Origin of the sequence: Azospira sp. APE16, assembly GCF_047901315.1 — a bacterium.
GTDB classification, from domain to species: Bacteria; Pseudomonadota; Gammaproteobacteria; order Burkholderiales; family Rhodocyclaceae; genus Azospira; species Azospira oryzae.
Map to the genome: position 1 here is coordinate 2995621 of NZ_CP179682.1, position 14385 is coordinate 3010005.

Here is a 14385-nt window from a genome sequence, read left to right on the forward strand (position 1 = left end):
GGGCCACCGGCCCGCCGAGGAGACTGCCAGGCACCCCAGGCCCAGTCCTGCTCTATGTTGCAGTGCAATGTTGCACAATACGAACTGTGTTTTTACAATGTGGAAATTCGCTAGGCGAAGCTATCGTTTCGGTCTAAGCTAGGTGTTGCCGCCCCACCCGGTGCGCAACAAAAAAACGTCCTTCCAAATAGGAGACAAACCATGGCAGCACTGCCCGAAGTTCCCCAATCGGTTGATGCCGATCCCCAGGAAACCAAGGAATGGGTCGACGCCCTCGAAGGCGTGATCGAGAAGGAAGGCCCGGACCGGGCCCACTACCTGATCGAGAAGCTCATCGGACAGGCCCGTGAGGAAGGCGTGGACATTCCCTACAGCGCCACCACCGAATACATCAACACCATCCCCGCCGAGAAACAGCCCAACTACCCGGGCAACCCGGACCTGGAAGAGCGCATCCGCTCCTACATCCGCTGGAACGCCATGGCCATGGTGGTACGGGCCAACAAGCACACCAACGTGGGCGGCCACATCGCCTCCTTCGCTTCCTCCGCCGTGCTCTACGACGTGGGCTTCAACTGGTTCTGGAACGCTGCCTCCGACAACCACGGCGGCGACCTGATCTTCTTCCAGGGCCACTCTGTGCCCGGCGTCTACGCCCGCGCCTTCATGCTCGGCCGCCTGACCGAGGACCAGATGGACAACTTCCGCCAGGAAGTGGACGGCAAGGGCATCTCCTCCTACCCCCACCCCTGGCTGATGCCGGATTTCTGGCAGTTCCCCACCGTCTCCATGGGCCTGGGCCCCCTGCAGGCCATCTACCAGGCCCGCTTCATGAAGTACCTGCAGTGCCGCAACCTGGTGCAGACCGAAGGCCGCAAGGTGTGGGCCTTCCTCGGCGACGGCGAGGTGGACGAGGTGGAATCCCTCGGCGCCATCGGCATGGCCGCCCGGGAAAAGCTGGACAACCTGATTTTCGTCATCAACTGCAACCTGCAGCGCCTGGACGGCCCGGTGCGCGGCAACGGCAAGATCATCCAGGAACTGGAAGGCGACTTCCGCGGCGCCGGCTGGAACGTCATCAAGCTGATCTGGGGCACCCACTGGGACGCCCTCTTCGCCCGCGACAAGAAGGGCATCCTGAAGAAGCGCATGATGGAATGCGTGGATGGCGAGTACCAGACCTTCAAGGCCAAGGACGGCGCCTACGTGCGCGAGTACTTCTTCAACACGCCGGAACTGAAGGAACTGGTGGCCGACTGGACCGACGACGAAGTATGGGCCCTGAACCGCGGCGGCCACGACATGTTCAAGATCTTCACCGCCTTCAAGGCCGCCACTGAACACAAGGGCAAGCCCACCCTGATCCTGGCCAAGACCATCAAGGGCTTCGGCATGGGCGAGGCCGGCGAGGCCCAGAACACAACCCACCAGACCAAGAAGATGGGCCACGAAGCCCTGCGTCGCATGCGCGACCGCTTCAACCTGCCGGTGCCGGACGACAAGATCGACGAGGTGCCCTACCTGAAGTTCGAGGAAGGCTCTCCCGAACTGACCTACATGCGGGAACGCCGCCTGGCCCTGGGCGGCTACCTGCCCCAGCGCCGCGAAAAGGCTGCCCCCCTGGCGGTGCCCGAGCTGGCCGCCTTCGAGGGCCTGCTCAAGGCCACCGGCGAAGGTCGGGAAATCTCCACCACCATGGCCATCGTGCGGGTCCTGTCCACCCTGCTCAAGGACAAGAACATCGGCCGCCACATCGTGCCCATCGTGCCGGACGAATCCCGCACCTTCGGCATGGAAGGCATGTTCCGCCAGGTCGGCATCTGGAACCAGGAAGGCCAGAAGTACGTGCCCCAGGACCACGACCAGCTGATGTTCTACAAGGAATCCCAGGACGGCCAGATCCTGCAGGAAGGCATCAACGAGGCCGGCGCCATGGCCGACTGGATCGCCGCCGCCACCGCCTACAGCACCCACGGCGTGCAGATGGTGCCCTTCTACATCTGTTATTCCATGTTCGGCCTGCAGCGCACCATGGATCTCTGCTGGGCTGCCGGCGACCAGCGCGCCCGGGGCTTCCTGGTGGGCGGCACCGCCGGCCGCACCACCCTGAACGGCGAAGGCCTGCAGCACGAGGACGGACATTCCCTGATCCTCTCCGGCCTGATCCCCAACTGCGTCTCCTACGACCCCACCTTCGCCTACGAAGTGGCCGTGATCATGCAGGATGGCCTGCGCCGCATGTTCAAGGAGCAGGAGGACGTCTATTACTACCTGACGGTGATGAACGAGAACTACGAGCACCCCGAAATGCCGGCCGGTGCCGAAGCCAACATCGTCAAGGGCATGTACCAGTTCAAGAAGGGCGCCGCTTCCGACGCTCCCCGCGTGCAGCTGCTGGGCTCCGGCACCATCTTCCGCGAAGTGATGGCCGCCGCCGAACTGCTGAAGAACGACTGGGGCGTGGAAGCCGACCTGTGGTCCTGCCCCAGCTTCAACGAACTGGCCCGCAACGGCCAGGACACGGCCCGCTGGAACCTGCTGCACCCCCTGGAAAAGCCGAAGAAGAGCCACGTGGAAGAATGCCTGGACGACACCCGCGGTCCGGTCATCGCCTCCACCGACTATGTGCGCCTTTACTCCGAGCAGATCCGTCCCTTCATCAACCGCCGCTACGTCACCCTGGGCACCGACGGCTTCGGCCGCTCCGACACCCGGGAGAAGCTGCGCCACTTCTTCGAGGTGGATCGCCACTGGGTCGTCCTGGCCTCCCTCAAGGCCCTGGCCGACGATGGCCAGATCGAGCGCGAGAAGGTGGCTGCGGCCCTGGTCAAGTACGGCCTGGACCCCGAAAAGCTGAATCCCCAGACCTGCTAATCGCCTGACGGAGAAGAACAATGAGCCAAACCATTGAAGTGAAGGTCCCGGACATCGGCGATTTCAAGGATGTGCCGGTCATCGAAATTTTCGTCAAGCCGGGCGACACCGTGAAGGTGGAAGACCCCCTGTGTTCCCTGGAGTCCGACAAGGCCACCATGGACGTGCCCTCTTCCGCCGCCGGCGTAGTCAAGGAAGTGAAGATCAAGGTCGGCGACAAGGTTGCCGAAGGCAGCGTGGTGGTGATCCTGGAAAGTGCCGCAAGCGGCGCCGCTGCGGCGGCCCCCGCGCCCCAGGCCGCTGCGCCGGCTCCGGTGGCAGCAGCCCCCGCGACCCCTGCGCCAGTTGCCGCCGCCCCGGCCCCGGCCGCCTCCGGCCCGGTGGAAGTGAAGGTGCCGGACATCGGCGACTTCAAGGACGTGCCGGTCATCGAAGTGTTCGTCAAGGTCGGCGACACGGTGAAACAGGAGGATGCCCTGTGCTCCCTGGAGTCCGACAAGGCCACCATGGACGTGCCCTCTTCCGCCGCCGGCGTGGTCAAGGAAGTGCGCATCAAGGTCGGCGACAAGGTTTCCGAAGGCAGTGTGGTGGTGGTGCTGGAAGGCGCCACCGGTGCCGTGGCCGCCGTGGCTGCAGCCCCTGCGGCTGCCGCACCGGCACCGGCCGCCCCCGCGGTCATCCCGCCGGAACTGGACGGCCCCGCGCCCACCAAGCCCTTCACCCCGGCCCCCGCTGCCGCGCCCTACGGCCTGGCCCTGGGCGGCAAGGTGCACGCCTCTCCCTCGGTGCGTGCCTTTGCCCGGGAACTGGGCGTGGATCTCTCCAAGGTCACCGCCACCGGCCCCAAGAGCCGCATCCAGGCCGAAGACGTGAAGGCCTACATCAAGGGCGTCATGTCCGGCCAGACCGTAGCCCCCACCCAGGTGGGCGGCGGCGGCATCACCGGCGGCGGCTCCCTGGACCTGCTGCCCTGGCCCAAGGTGGACTTCGCCAAGTTCGGCCCCATCGAAGCCAAGCCCCTCTCCCGCATCAAGAAGATTTCCGGCGCCAACCTGGCGCGCAACTGGGTGATGATCCCCGCCGTGACCTACCACGAGGACGCGGACATCACCGACCTGGAAGCCTTCCGGGTGCAGTTGAACAAGGAAAACGAAAAGAGCGGCCAGAAGCTGACCATGCTGGCGTTCATCATCAAGGCCTGCGTCAAGGTGCTGCAGCAGTTCCCCGAACTGAACACCTCCCTGGATGGCGACAACCTGGTGTACAAGAAGTACTACCACATCGGTTTCGCCGCCGACACGCCCAACGGCCTGGTGGTGCCGGTACTGAAGGACGCCGACAAGAAGGGCGTGCTGGAGATCGCCAAGGAAACCGGCGAACTGGCCAAGCTGGCCCGGGACGGCAAGCTGAAGCCCGCCGACATGCAGGGCGCCACCTTCACCATTTCTTCCGTCGGCGGCATCGGCGGCACGGCTTTCAGCCCCATCGTCAATGCGCCGGAAGTGGCCATCCTGGGCGTTTCCAAGTCCAGCATGAAGCCAGTGTGGAACGGCAAGGAATTCGTGCCGCGCCTGATCGTACCCCTGTCCCTCTCCGCCGACCACCGCGTCATCGACGGCGCCCTGGCGACCCGCTTCAACGCCGAACTGGCCAAGCTGCTGGCGGATTTCCGCCGGGTCATGCTGTAAGGGAGAGAGAACATGAGCCAACTGGTTGAAGTGAAAGTCCCGGATATCGGCGACTTCAAGGACGTGCCCGTCATTGAAGTGTTCGTGAAGGTCGGCGACACGGTGAAGGTGGAAGACCCCCTGGTCTCCCTGGAATCGGACAAGGCCACCATGGACGTGCCCTCGTCGGCCGCCGGCGTGGTCAAGGAAATCAAGGTCAAGCTGGGCGACAAGGTGGCCGAAGGCACGGTGATCGTGGTGGTGGAAGCCGGCGCGGCTGCCGCTGCCCCGGCGCCCCAGCCCGCCGCCCCGGCGGCAGCGCCCGCTCCTGCAGCGGCTCCGGCTCCCGTGGCTGGAAGCCACAGCGGCGGCGCCGACGTCGAATGCGACATGCTGGTGCTGGGCGCCGGCCCCGGCGGCTATTCCGCCGCCTTCCGCTCTGCCGACCTGGGTCTCAAGACCGTGCTGGTGGAACGCTACCCGACCCTGGGTGGCGTCTGCCTCAACGTCGGCTGCATTCCCTCCAAAGCCCTGCTGCATGTAGCCGCGGTACTGGAAGAAGCCCAGCACCTGGCCGACTGCGGCGTCACCTTCGCCGCCCCCCAGGTGGATGTGGACAAGCTGCGGGCCCACAAGGAAAAGGTCGTCGGCAAGCTCACCGGCGGTCTCGCCGGCATGGCGAAGGGCCGCAAGGTGCAGCATGTGCAGGGCGTCGGGGCTTTCATCGACCCGCACCACATTGAAGTCACCGCGGCCGACGGCAAGAAGCAGGTGGTGAAGTTCAAGAACGCCATCATCGCCGCCGGCTCCCAGCCCGTGGCCCTGCCCTTCATGCCCAAGGACGATCCCCGGGTCATCGACTCCACCGGCGCCCTGGAACTGCGCTCGGTGCCGAAGAAGATGCTGGTCATCGGCGGCGGCATCATCGGCCTGGAAATGGCCACGGTGTACAGCGCCCTGGGCGCCCGTATCACCGTGGTGGAACTGGGCCCGGGCCTGATGCCCGGCGCCGACCGGGATCTGGTCAAGGTCTGGGAGAAGAAGAACGCCCAGCGCTTCGACCGCATCCTGCTGGCCACCGGCGTCACCGCCGCCGAGGCCAAGGCCGAAGGTATCGAGGTCACCTACTCCACCGGCGAGAAGGAAGCCTTCGACCTGGTGCTGGTGGCGGTCGGCCGCACTCCCAACGGCAAGAAGATCGCCGCCGACAAGGCCGGCGTCGCCGTCACCGACCGGGGCTTCATCAATGTGGATGCCCAGATGCGCACCAACGTGCCCCACATCTTCGCCATCGGCGACATCGTCGGCCAGCCCATGCTGGCCCACAAGGCAGTGCATGAAGCCCACGTCGCCGCCGAGGTCGCCGCCGGCGAGAAGGCTGCCTTCGACGTCCTACAGATTCCCAGCGTGGCCTACACCCATCCGGAAATCGCCTGGGCCGGCAAGACCGAAGACCAGCTTAAGAACGATGGCATAAAGTTTGAAAAAGCCGTGTTCCCCTGGGCGGCCAGCGGCCGGGCCATCGCCAACGGCGCCGAGGAAGGCTTCACCAAGCTCTTGTTCGACGCCGAAAGCCATCGCCTGCTGGGCGGCGGCATCGTCGGCATGAACGCCGGCGACCTCATCGGCGAAGTCTGCCTGGCCGTGGAAATGGGCTGCGATGCGGTGGATATCGGCAAGACCATCCACCCCCATCCGACCCTCTGCGAATCCATCGGCATGGCGGCGGAAGTGGCCCACGGCAGCTGCACCGACCTGCCGCCGATGAAAAAGAAATAAGCCGGCCGCCACCTGCCGGCAAGCACCACCCCGCAAGGCCGCCCACCCCGGGCGGCCTTTTACTTTTTGCGCAAAACCGGGGGGAACCCCGAGACTCCTTAATTTTCAAAGAAAAAAGGAATAGACTCCTCCCCTTATTGCACCTGCGTGACAGACCATCATGCTTAACTGGATCACTTCCCGCCTGAAGAATTCTGGCAGCGATCACCCCCTGGGCAGCGACAAGGGGATTGACGCCTATCTGGCCCAGATTCCGCGGGTCAATCCGCAAACCACCCTGCAGGATGTGGATCAGTGGCTGGAACACCCGGAACAGCTTTCCGCCGACATGCCGCCGGAAAGTGTCGCCCGGGCAGTGGAACGCCTGGACGAGAACATCCAGCCGGCCCTGGCTGAAGCCTGGATCAATTATTTCAACGACAACCGCCAGGACTACCTGGCCGATCGTCTGCTGAAAACCCTGGAGCACCACTACCGGAGCGCCTACCAGGCCTATCGCCACGTGCTCGAAGCTCTGGCCCAGCAGGCAATCCAGTCGGGCAAGGAGCCCGATCGCACCCGCCTCACCAAGTTGGCGGTACGCACCATGCAGGCCCTGGTGTGGGGCAAGAAGATCGCCCAGTTCAACTATGTGGGACCGGATGCTCTGTGGTGGAGGACCTGCCACGAAGTCCTGTTTCTGGCCCGTAACCTGGGACTGTTGCACGGCAAGGTCAGTGCCTACCCGGACCTGCCGGAAACCACCAGCGTCTGGCGTGAATACCTGGTCGGGGTCCTGTTCGAGTCCGTGCCCCTGTCCAACCTGACACCGCCCCAGATGGAAGCGCTGGACCGCACCATCCGCAAGGTGGAATCCCACTGCCTGTTCATCGACAGCTTTACCTCCCAGACGCCTTTCCGCATCAATCTGGAAGCCACCGACGGCCCCAGCCGTTGCTCCCCCGGCCAGGAAATGGGTCCTTCCTGGCGCTATTTCGGCCCCGGCCCGGCCCAGGCACAACTCATCAAGCTGCGCGCCACGCTGCAAACCAGCGGCAAGCTGCCGGATTGGCTGGACAACTGCCAGTGCGACACCCGCACGGCCATGGATCTCCTCCATCTGCTGATCCAGCATTGGTCCCTCACCCCACCGACGCGTCAGCAGGAACGTACGCCCCTGGCGGCCAATCTGCTGGTGGTGGCCGGCCTCTCCATGGCCCGGCGCGCCATCGCCGCCGCCGAATTCGCCCGCTCCGGCCGCACCCTGGACTACAAGGGCCACGTCCGCATCCTCGATTTGCATCGGGTCGAGGGTGGCGCCCGTCCCGAGGAGGAAAAGCAGGCGCCGCCCAAGACACCCCTGGAAGTGCTCCAGGCCCTGGAAAGCACGGGCATCCAGCAGATCACCGACACCTGGGAAGGCCTGGACCTGAGCGCCGCCGGCCTGGGCGCGCGCCTGCCCTTCCGCCGCCCCTGGCACAGCATCGGCACCCTGGTGGGGTATCGCCTCGAACATGAGATCGACTGGCGGGTCGGCATCATTCGCCGCCTCGGCCGCAGCCACGGCAAGCCCAATGCCGGCCTGACCGTCTTCCCCGGCATCCCGGCCTGCGCCCAGGTGCAGCTGGCGGACAAGAATGCCGATTGCCCCTGGAACGAGCAGATTCCCGAAGCCATGGGCCTGGGCCTGCTCGATGCCATCCTCATCTCTCGGGAGGAACGCCTGCTGGCCGTACCGCCGGACACCTACACCCCGGACCGCCGGGCCGACCTCATCATCGGCGGCAAGCGCCAGCCCATCCGCCTGGCCGGCATCCAGGAGAGCGGCCCCGACTACCAGCTCATCCTCTACCGGGAAAATGAGGCCTGAGTCCGCCGGCGGCCAATCCCTCCGGTAAAATAGGGCTTTTCCAGCCCCCCCACCGGATTCCCCCATGACCCAGGACGAACTCAAGCAGGCAGTGGCCCGTGCCGCTGCCGATTACGTGGCCAGCCGCGTCGCCGAAGATGCCATCATCGGCGTCGGCACCGGCTCCACCGCCAACTGTTTCATCGACGCCCTGGCCGCCATGAAGGGCCGCTTCCGCGGCGCCGTGGCCAGCTCCGAAGCCACGGCCGCCCGCCTCAAGGGCCACGGCATCCCGGTGCTGGACCTCAACGACGTCAGTACCATGCCCGTGTATGTGGATGGTGCCGACGAGGTGACGCCCAAGCTGCACATGATCAAGGGCGGCGGCGGCGCCCTGACCCGGGAGAAGATCGTGGCCGCCGTGGCCGAGACCTTCATCTGCATCGCCGACGGCTCCAAGCTGGTCCAGGCCCTGGGCAAGTTCCCTCTGCCGGTGGAAGTGATCCCCATGGCCCGGGCCCAGGTGGCGCGGGAGCTGGCCAAGCTGGGAGGCACGCCGAAGCTGCGCGAGGGCTTCCTTACCGACAACGGCAACATCATTCTCGATGTACACGGCCTCTCCATCGCCGATCCGGTGGATCTGGAAAGCCGCATCAACCAGATCGTCGGCGTTGTGACCAACGGCCTCTTCGCCCGCCGCGGTGCCGACATCCTGCTGCTGGGCACCCCGGAAGGGGTCAAGACACTTAGCGCTTGACCGAAAAGGCGGGGGTGCTGAAACTTCCCTGTCACATTAGCCTGCTAACGTTGCCGGTTCTGACCCCAACAGGACCGCGACCATGGAAGCCATGAGCGAACATACCTACAAGCAATTCGATATCGAGCTGGAAAGCCTGCGCACCCGTGTGCTGCAGATGGGCGGACTGGTCGAGCAACAGGTGAAGAAGGCCATGCAGGGCCTCTACGCTGCCGATACCAGCCTGCTCGAAGCGGTGGTCCGGGAGGATGCCCGGGTGAACCAGCTGGAAATCGAACTGGACGAAGCCTGCAACCAGGTCATTGCCAAGCGCCAGCCCACCGCCATCGACCTGCGCATGATCACCACCGTGATCAAGGCCATTTCCGATCTGGAGCGCATCGGCGACAAGGCCCACAAGATCGGCCGCCTGGGCCTGGCCCTCAACGCCCAGCACACCTCCTTCACCCCGGACGTGGAACTGCGGCACATGGCCGACCTGTCCCTGGAGATGCTGCACACGGCCCTGGACGCTTTTGCCCGCCTCAACGTCACGGCTGCCGCCGAAGTGGTGCACCAGGACGAGGCGGTGAACGTGGAATACAGCTCCGTGGTACGCCAGCTCATCACCTACATGATGGAAGACCCCCGCACCATCTCCCGCTCCCTGGACATCATGTCCATCGCCAAGGCCATCGAGCGGGTCGGCGACCACGCCAAGAACATCGCCGAATACGTGATCTACATGGTCAAGGGCCTCAACGTGCGCCACGCCACCCTGGAAGAAATCGACCGGGAAATCGCCAACAGCTGAACCGCCCCCCTGCTGGATTCAGTCTCCAGCTAACTGGCACAAGCCGCCTGCGGGCGGCTTTTTCTTTGCCGAACCAAACTGGGTTATGCTCTTGTAATAAACAAACAGGGAGCGACGATGAAGCGGAAAGGACGATGGGCGACGGGACTGATACTGGCGGCTGTGCAACTGGCGGCCCAGGCAGGCGGCATGTACCGCTGCGGCAATACCTTCAGCGACAAGCCCTGCCCGGATGGGCGGGAACTGAAACACTACGCCAGCGGCACCATCCATCAGGATGGCGGCGGCCCCAAGGAACTGGGCGCCCAGCTTTGCCGCGACCGCTTCGTCGAACACTTCCGCATTGAAAACCCGGAAAGTGTACGCATCCACCAAGTCAGCGGCGGCCAGTCCGACATCATCGCCTACGGGGCAAGCCGGCAGACCACAGCCCGTACCTTCCAGGTGGAGGTGATGGTGCGCAATGCCTATGGCGTCTTCTTGGGCCCTGAAATCTACCGCTGCCATACCACTGACGATGGGCGGCGCCTGCTGCGCTACGCCCGCTAAAGCTCGGCCTCGGCAGATCGCAAACAGATCAGAGACAAAAAAAACCGCGGGGATTCCGCGGTTTTTTTCCTGCAGCGCTTGGTTTCAGGACTGGGGCGGCACAAAACCCTGCACCTGTTCGGCGCCTTCGCCGAAGAAGTGCTTTTCCAGCTGCTCGGCCAGGTATTGGCGATGGCGCTGGTCGGCCAGGTTGAGACGGTTCTCGTTGATGATCATGGTCTGCAGGCGAATCCACTGCTGCCAGGCTTCCTTGGAGACGTTCTCGAAAATGCGCTTGCCCAGTTCGCCCGGGTAGGGGGCGAAATCCAGGCCTTCGGCCTCCCGGCCCAGCTTGATGCAGTTGACGGTTCTTGCCATGGTGCTTCCTCCAGAAATTGGTTGGGGATGATTATATCGCGAGGCCGCCGCCGTACCGCCAAAGCCCCCAGTCACTGTGGGGCCATGGGGCGCGAAGCCCTACTTGCCCAGACTCTTCATCAGCACCTTGGAGCGGCGCTGCAGGTTGTACATGTGGCGCTTTTCTTCCGGCAGCTCGTCCACCGAGGCCAGGGCAAAGCCCCGTTCGATGAACCAGTGGGTGGTGCGGGTGGTGAGCACGAACAGCCGCTTGACCCCGGCCGCCTTGGCCTTGCCCTCGATGTGCTGCATCAGGCGTTCGCCGTAGCCCCAGCGGCGATGCTCCGGCGAGACCGCCAGGCAGGCCAGCTCCGCCGTCTTGGCCTTCTGCCCGTCTTCCGCATAGGGGTAGAGGGCGGCGCAGCCGACGATGACGCCATCGTGCTCCACCACCGAGAAGCGGCCGATTTCCCGCTCCAGCAATTCCCGGGGCCGGTGCACCAGGGTGCCGTCCTCTTCCAGGGGAGCGATCAGGCCCACCAGGCCGCCGATGTCGTCGGGCTTGGCGTCCCGCAGGGTATCCAGGGGGTCCCGGGTGACCACGGTACCGACGCCGTCGTGGGTGAACAACTCGTGCAGGACGGCGCCGTCCAGTTCATAGCCGATGATATGCACCCGGCCCACGCCCCGCCGGCTGGCGCGCACGGCACAGGGCAGATAGCGCTTCAGGTCCGGCGACAGCCATTCGCCGACCCGGGCCAGCTGTTCCGCCGCGTCGGCGGTCAGCTCGTCCAGCAGGTTGCCCTCCGCATCGGTGGCGCCCTGGCTGTCGGTGAGGAAAATCAGCTTGTCCGCCCCCAGGGCCTTGGCCGCCTCCTCCGCCACTTCCTCCATGGAAAGGTTGAAGATTTCGCCGGTGGGACTGGCTCCCAGGTTGGAGAGCAGGACGATGTTGCCCAGGCCCAGCTGGGCCTTCAGCCCTTCCGCGTCGATCTTGCGCACGGCGCCGGTGTATTGCAGGTCCACCCCGTCCAGCACCCCCATGGGGCGGGCGGTGATGAAGTTGCCGCCCACCACCCGGATGGTGTTGCCGGCCATGGGCGTGTTGGGTAGTCCCTGGGAAAGGAGGGCCTCCACTTCCAGGTACACGCTGCCGACGGCATCGATGACGCAGTCCAGGGTATCCGCATCGGTGATGCGCTGGCCGGCGTGGAAGCGGCTTTCCAGGCCCTTCTCCTGCAGCTCTTCCTCGATCTGGGGGCGGGAGCCATGCACCAGCACCAGGCGCACCCCCAGGTTGGCCAGCAGGCTGACGTCGTAGGCGAAGGTGCGGGCCAGGGGGCCGGAAATGGACTTGCCGCCGAAGGCGACGACGAAGGTCTTGCCGCGAAAGGCATTGACGTAGGGTGCGACGGAACGGAACCAGGCGACGAACTGGGCGGCGTTGGGCAGGGCGTTATCGGTCATGGGCGGGCTGTTCTGAGGGCAAGCGCACGATGGGCAAGGGGAGACTTTACGACAGTCTCATTTCTTTTTCCCGCTCTTGGCGGGGTCTTTTTTCAACGACCTTTCCAGATGCTCGCACAGCGTGCGCAAGACATGGATGCGGGCGTAGTTCTTGTCGTTGGCCGGCACCAGGGTCCAGGGGGCGATTTCGGTGCTGGTGCGGTCCACCATGTCGCACACCGCCTGCTCGTAGTCGTCCCACTTTTCCCGGTTGCGCCAGTCTTCGTCGGTGATCTTGAAGCGCTTGAAGCGGGTGTCCTCCCGCTCCTTGAAGCGGCGGTACTGCTCGTCCTTGCTGATGGCCAGCCAGAACTTGGCGACCACGGCGCCGTCCCGCACCAGCTGGTCCTCGAAGTCGTTGATCTCGGCGTAGGCCCGCATCCAGTCGGCCTCGCCGCAAAAGCCCTCGACCCGCTCCACCAGCACCCGGCCGTACCAGGAACGGTCGAAGATGGTGACCCGGCCGTGGCGCGGCACCTGACGCCAGAAGCGCCACAGGTAGGGCTGGGCCCGCTCTTCCTCGGTGGGAGCGGCGATGGGCACGATGCGGTACTGGCGGGCATCCAGGGCGCTGGTGATGCGGCGGATGGTGCCGCCCTTGCCGGCGGCGTCGTTGCCCTCGAAGACGGCGATGAGGGAACGGCCCTGGAAGCGCTCGTCCCGGCACAGGGCGTTGAGCCGGCCCTGCCACTCGGCCAGCTCGCTTTCGTACTTCTTCTTGGCCAGGGCCTTGGACATGTCCAGGGCGGTGAGCAGGTTCTCCCCGGGCACCGGCCGCTGGAAGGGGGCGGCGGCGATGCGCAGGTTGCTGTCCGGCCGGGCCAGGCGGCGGCGCATGGCATCCAGCACGATGCGGCCCACGGCCAGGGAACGGTAGCGCTCGTCGAAGCCGTCCACCACCACCCAGGGAGCATTGCCGGTGCTGCTGTGACGCAGGGCGTGTTCGGAGACTTCCCGGTATTCGTCGTAATGCTCGTAGCGCCACCAGTCCTGCTCGCTCACCCGCCAGCTCTGCTTGGGGTCCTTGGAGAGGGCCTTGAGACGCTTTTTCTGGTCGTTCTTGGAAAGGTGGAACCAGAACTTGATGAGCAGGGCGCCTTCGTCGGTGAGCATCTTCTCGAAGCGGACGATCTCCTCCAGGCGCTGGTCCAGCTCGGAAGCCTTGAAGGTGCCGTTCACCCGGCCCTGGATGGGGTCGGTGTACCAGTTGCCGAACATGATGCCGACCCGGCCCTTGGGCGGCAGGGAACGCCAGAAGCGCCACATGGGCGGCCGCTCCCGCTCCTCGTCGGAGGGAGGCGGGAAAGCGTGTGTGTCGATGTGGCGCGGGTCCATCCAGGAGTTGAGCAGATTCACCGTCTCGCCCTTGCCGGCCCCGTCCACGCCGTTCACCAGGATGATCACCGGGAAGCGCTTGGCCTGCAGCACGTCGTACTGGGCATCCAGCAGGTCTGCCCGCAGCTGGGGCACCTGGGCATCGAAATCCTTCTTGTCGACCCGGTGTTCCAGTTCCGCCGATTCAAACATGACTCACCCTCCCCTGAAATCGCCCCACAGGGCCTGAATCGCTGCCAGGGCCGCCAGGCCCGCCGTTTCGGTGCGCAACACCCGGGGGCCCAGGCTCACCGGGGTGAAGCCGGCGGCCACCGCCGCCTCCGCCTCCTCCGGCGCCAGGCCGCCTTCGGCCCCCACCAGCAGGGACACCGGACCATCCGGCGGCGCCATGGCCGCCAGGGACACGGCAGCACCGGGCAGCAGCACCAAGCGCCGGGAAGCGCTCTCCGCCTGGCCCAGGGCCCGCTCCAAAGGCAATAGGGGCGCCACTTCCGGCAGCCGGTTGCGGCCGCACTGTTCACAGGCGGAAACAGCGACGCCACGCCAGTGCTCCAGGCGCTTGGCCGCCCGCTCGCCGTCCAGGCGCACCACGCTGCGCCGGCTGGAGACCGGCTGGAAGCGGCTGACGCCCAGCTCCACCGCCTTCTGCAGGGTGAAGTCCATCTTGTCCCCGCCCTGCAGGGCCTGGATCAGGGTCAGGGCCAGGGGCGACTCGCATTCCCGGGGCTGGTGCTCGCCCAGGCGCACCCGCACCCGGTCCTTGGCCACGGCCTCGATGCAGGCGCCGTACTCGCCGCCCCGGCCGTCGAAGAGGATGAGGCCGTCGCCGGCCTGCAGGCGCAATACCCGGGCGGCATGACGGGCCGGACCTTCGGGCAGGTCCACGGAGGTCCCGGGACTCAGGCTGAGGGCCTCGGGGGAGCAGAAAAAGCGGGGATCGGTCATCGTGCTATTATAGGCG

11 protein-coding genes are annotated in these 14385 nt (G+C 65.4%); 7 read left to right on the forward strand and 4 right to left on the reverse strand.

Annotation, left to right across the window (positions count from 1 at the left end):
- Positions 1-201: 201 nt before the first annotated feature.
- The 7 genes from aceE (at position 202) to ACLSSQ_RS14310 (ending at position 10247) form a co-directional block, all read left to right on the forward strand.
- Positions 202-2874 carry a pyruvate dehydrogenase (acetyl-transferring), homodimeric type gene (aceE, locus tag ACLSSQ_RS14280; protein ID WP_130460062.1) on the forward strand — a complete coding sequence of 891 codons (2673 nt, stop codon included), beginning with the start codon at positions 202-204 and terminating at the stop codon, positions 2872-2874.
- A gap of 20 nt (positions 2875-2894) precedes the next feature.
- Positions 2895-4562: a dihydrolipoyllysine-residue acetyltransferase gene (aceF, locus tag ACLSSQ_RS14285; protein WP_416243068.1), complete on the forward strand. Its 1668-nt coding sequence runs from the start codon at positions 2895-2897 to the stop codon at positions 4560-4562.
- 12 nt (positions 4563-4574) lie between these two features.
- Positions 4575-6320 carry a dihydrolipoyl dehydrogenase gene (gene lpdA, locus ACLSSQ_RS14290; protein WP_416243069.1) on the forward strand — a complete coding sequence of 582 codons (1746 nt, stop codon included), beginning with the start codon at positions 4575-4577 and terminating at the stop codon, positions 6318-6320.
- A 160-nt stretch (positions 6321-6480) separates the two neighbouring features.
- On the forward strand, positions 6481-8169 hold the full coding sequence (locus tag ACLSSQ_RS14295) for a hypothetical protein (RefSeq protein ID WP_416243070.1): 1689 nt from the start codon (positions 6481-6483) through the stop codon (positions 8167-8169).
- A gap of 64 nt (positions 8170-8233) precedes the next feature.
- On the forward strand, positions 8234-8905 hold the full coding sequence (gene rpiA, locus ACLSSQ_RS14300; protein ID WP_205230835.1) for a ribose-5-phosphate isomerase RpiA: 672 nt from the start codon (positions 8234-8236) through the stop codon (positions 8903-8905).
- 82 nt (positions 8906-8987) lie between these two features.
- Positions 8988-9698, forward strand: a complete 711-nt coding sequence (gene phoU / locus ACLSSQ_RS14305) for a phosphate signaling complex protein PhoU (protein WP_014236661.1) — start codon at positions 8988-8990, stop codon at positions 9696-9698.
- Between the two features lie 117 nt (positions 9699-9815).
- Positions 9816-10247 carry a hypothetical protein gene (locus tag ACLSSQ_RS14310; RefSeq protein WP_416243071.1) on the forward strand — a complete coding sequence of 144 codons (432 nt, stop codon included), beginning with the start codon at positions 9816-9818 and terminating at the stop codon, positions 10245-10247.
- Between the two features lie 84 nt (positions 10248-10331).
- Here the strand turns inward: ACLSSQ_RS14310 and ACLSSQ_RS14315 are convergent, their stop codons facing one another.
- The 4 genes from ACLSSQ_RS14315 to ACLSSQ_RS14330 all read right to left on the reverse strand — a co-directional run bounded on the left by ACLSSQ_RS14315 (position 10332) and on the right by ACLSSQ_RS14330 (position 14369).
- The gene (locus tag ACLSSQ_RS14315) at positions 10332-10604 is read right to left on the reverse strand and encodes an oxidative damage protection protein (protein WP_014236659.1); all 273 of its coding nucleotides are present in this window, start codon (positions 10602-10604) and stop codon (positions 10332-10334) included.
- A gap of 99 nt (positions 10605-10703) precedes the next feature.
- On the reverse strand, positions 10704-12050 hold the full coding sequence (argA, locus tag ACLSSQ_RS14320) for an amino-acid N-acetyltransferase (RefSeq protein WP_014236658.1): 1347 nt from the start codon (positions 12048-12050) through the stop codon (positions 10704-10706).
- A 57-nt stretch (positions 12051-12107) separates the two neighbouring features.
- Entirely contained in the window at positions 12108-13616 is a 1509-nt protein-coding gene (gene pap / locus ACLSSQ_RS14325; protein ID WP_014236657.1) for a polyphosphate:AMP phosphotransferase, read from the reverse strand.
- A gap of 3 nt (positions 13617-13619) precedes the next feature.
- The gene (locus tag ACLSSQ_RS14330) at positions 13620-14369 is read right to left on the reverse strand and encodes a 16S rRNA (uracil(1498)-N(3))-methyltransferase (protein ID WP_130460069.1); all 750 of its coding nucleotides are present in this window, start codon (positions 14367-14369) and stop codon (positions 13620-13622) included.
- Positions 14370-14385 lie beyond the last annotated feature (16 nt).

Coding starts and splice junctions, on each gene's coding strand:
- aceF (WP_416243068.1), top strand. CDS start 2,895: ATGAGCCAAACCATTGAAGTGAAGGTCCCGGACATCGGCGATTTCAAG.
- rpiA (WP_205230835.1), top strand. CDS start 8,234: ATGACCCAGGACGAACTCAAGCAGGCAGTGGCCCGTGCCGCTGCCGAT.
- aceE (WP_130460062.1), top strand. CDS start 202: ATGGCAGCACTGCCCGAAGTTCCCCAATCGGTTGATGCCGATCCCCAG.
- phoU (WP_014236661.1), top strand. CDS start 8,988: ATGGAAGCCATGAGCGAACATACCTACAAGCAATTCGATATCGAGCTG.
- lpdA (WP_416243069.1), top strand. CDS start 4,575: ATGAGCCAACTGGTTGAAGTGAAAGTCCCGGATATCGGCGACTTCAAG.
- ACLSSQ_RS14310 (WP_416243071.1), top strand. CDS start 9,816: ATGAAGCGGAAAGGACGATGGGCGACGGGACTGATACTGGCGGCTGTG.
- ACLSSQ_RS14295 (WP_416243070.1), top strand. CDS start 6,481: ATGCTTAACTGGATCACTTCCCGCCTGAAGAATTCTGGCAGCGATCAC.
- argA (WP_014236658.1), bottom strand. CDS start 12,050: ATGACCGATAACGCCCTGCCCAACGCCGCCCAGTTCGTCGCCTGGTTC.
- ACLSSQ_RS14315 (WP_014236659.1), bottom strand. CDS start 10,604: ATGGCAAGAACCGTCAACTGCATCAAGCTGGGCCGGGAGGCCGAAGGC.
- pap (WP_014236657.1), bottom strand. CDS start 13,616: ATGTTTGAATCGGCGGAACTGGAACACCGGGTCGACAAGAAGGATTTC.
- ACLSSQ_RS14330 (WP_130460069.1), bottom strand. CDS start 14,369: ATGACCGATCCCCGCTTTTTCTGCTCCCCCGAGGCCCTCAGCCTGAGT.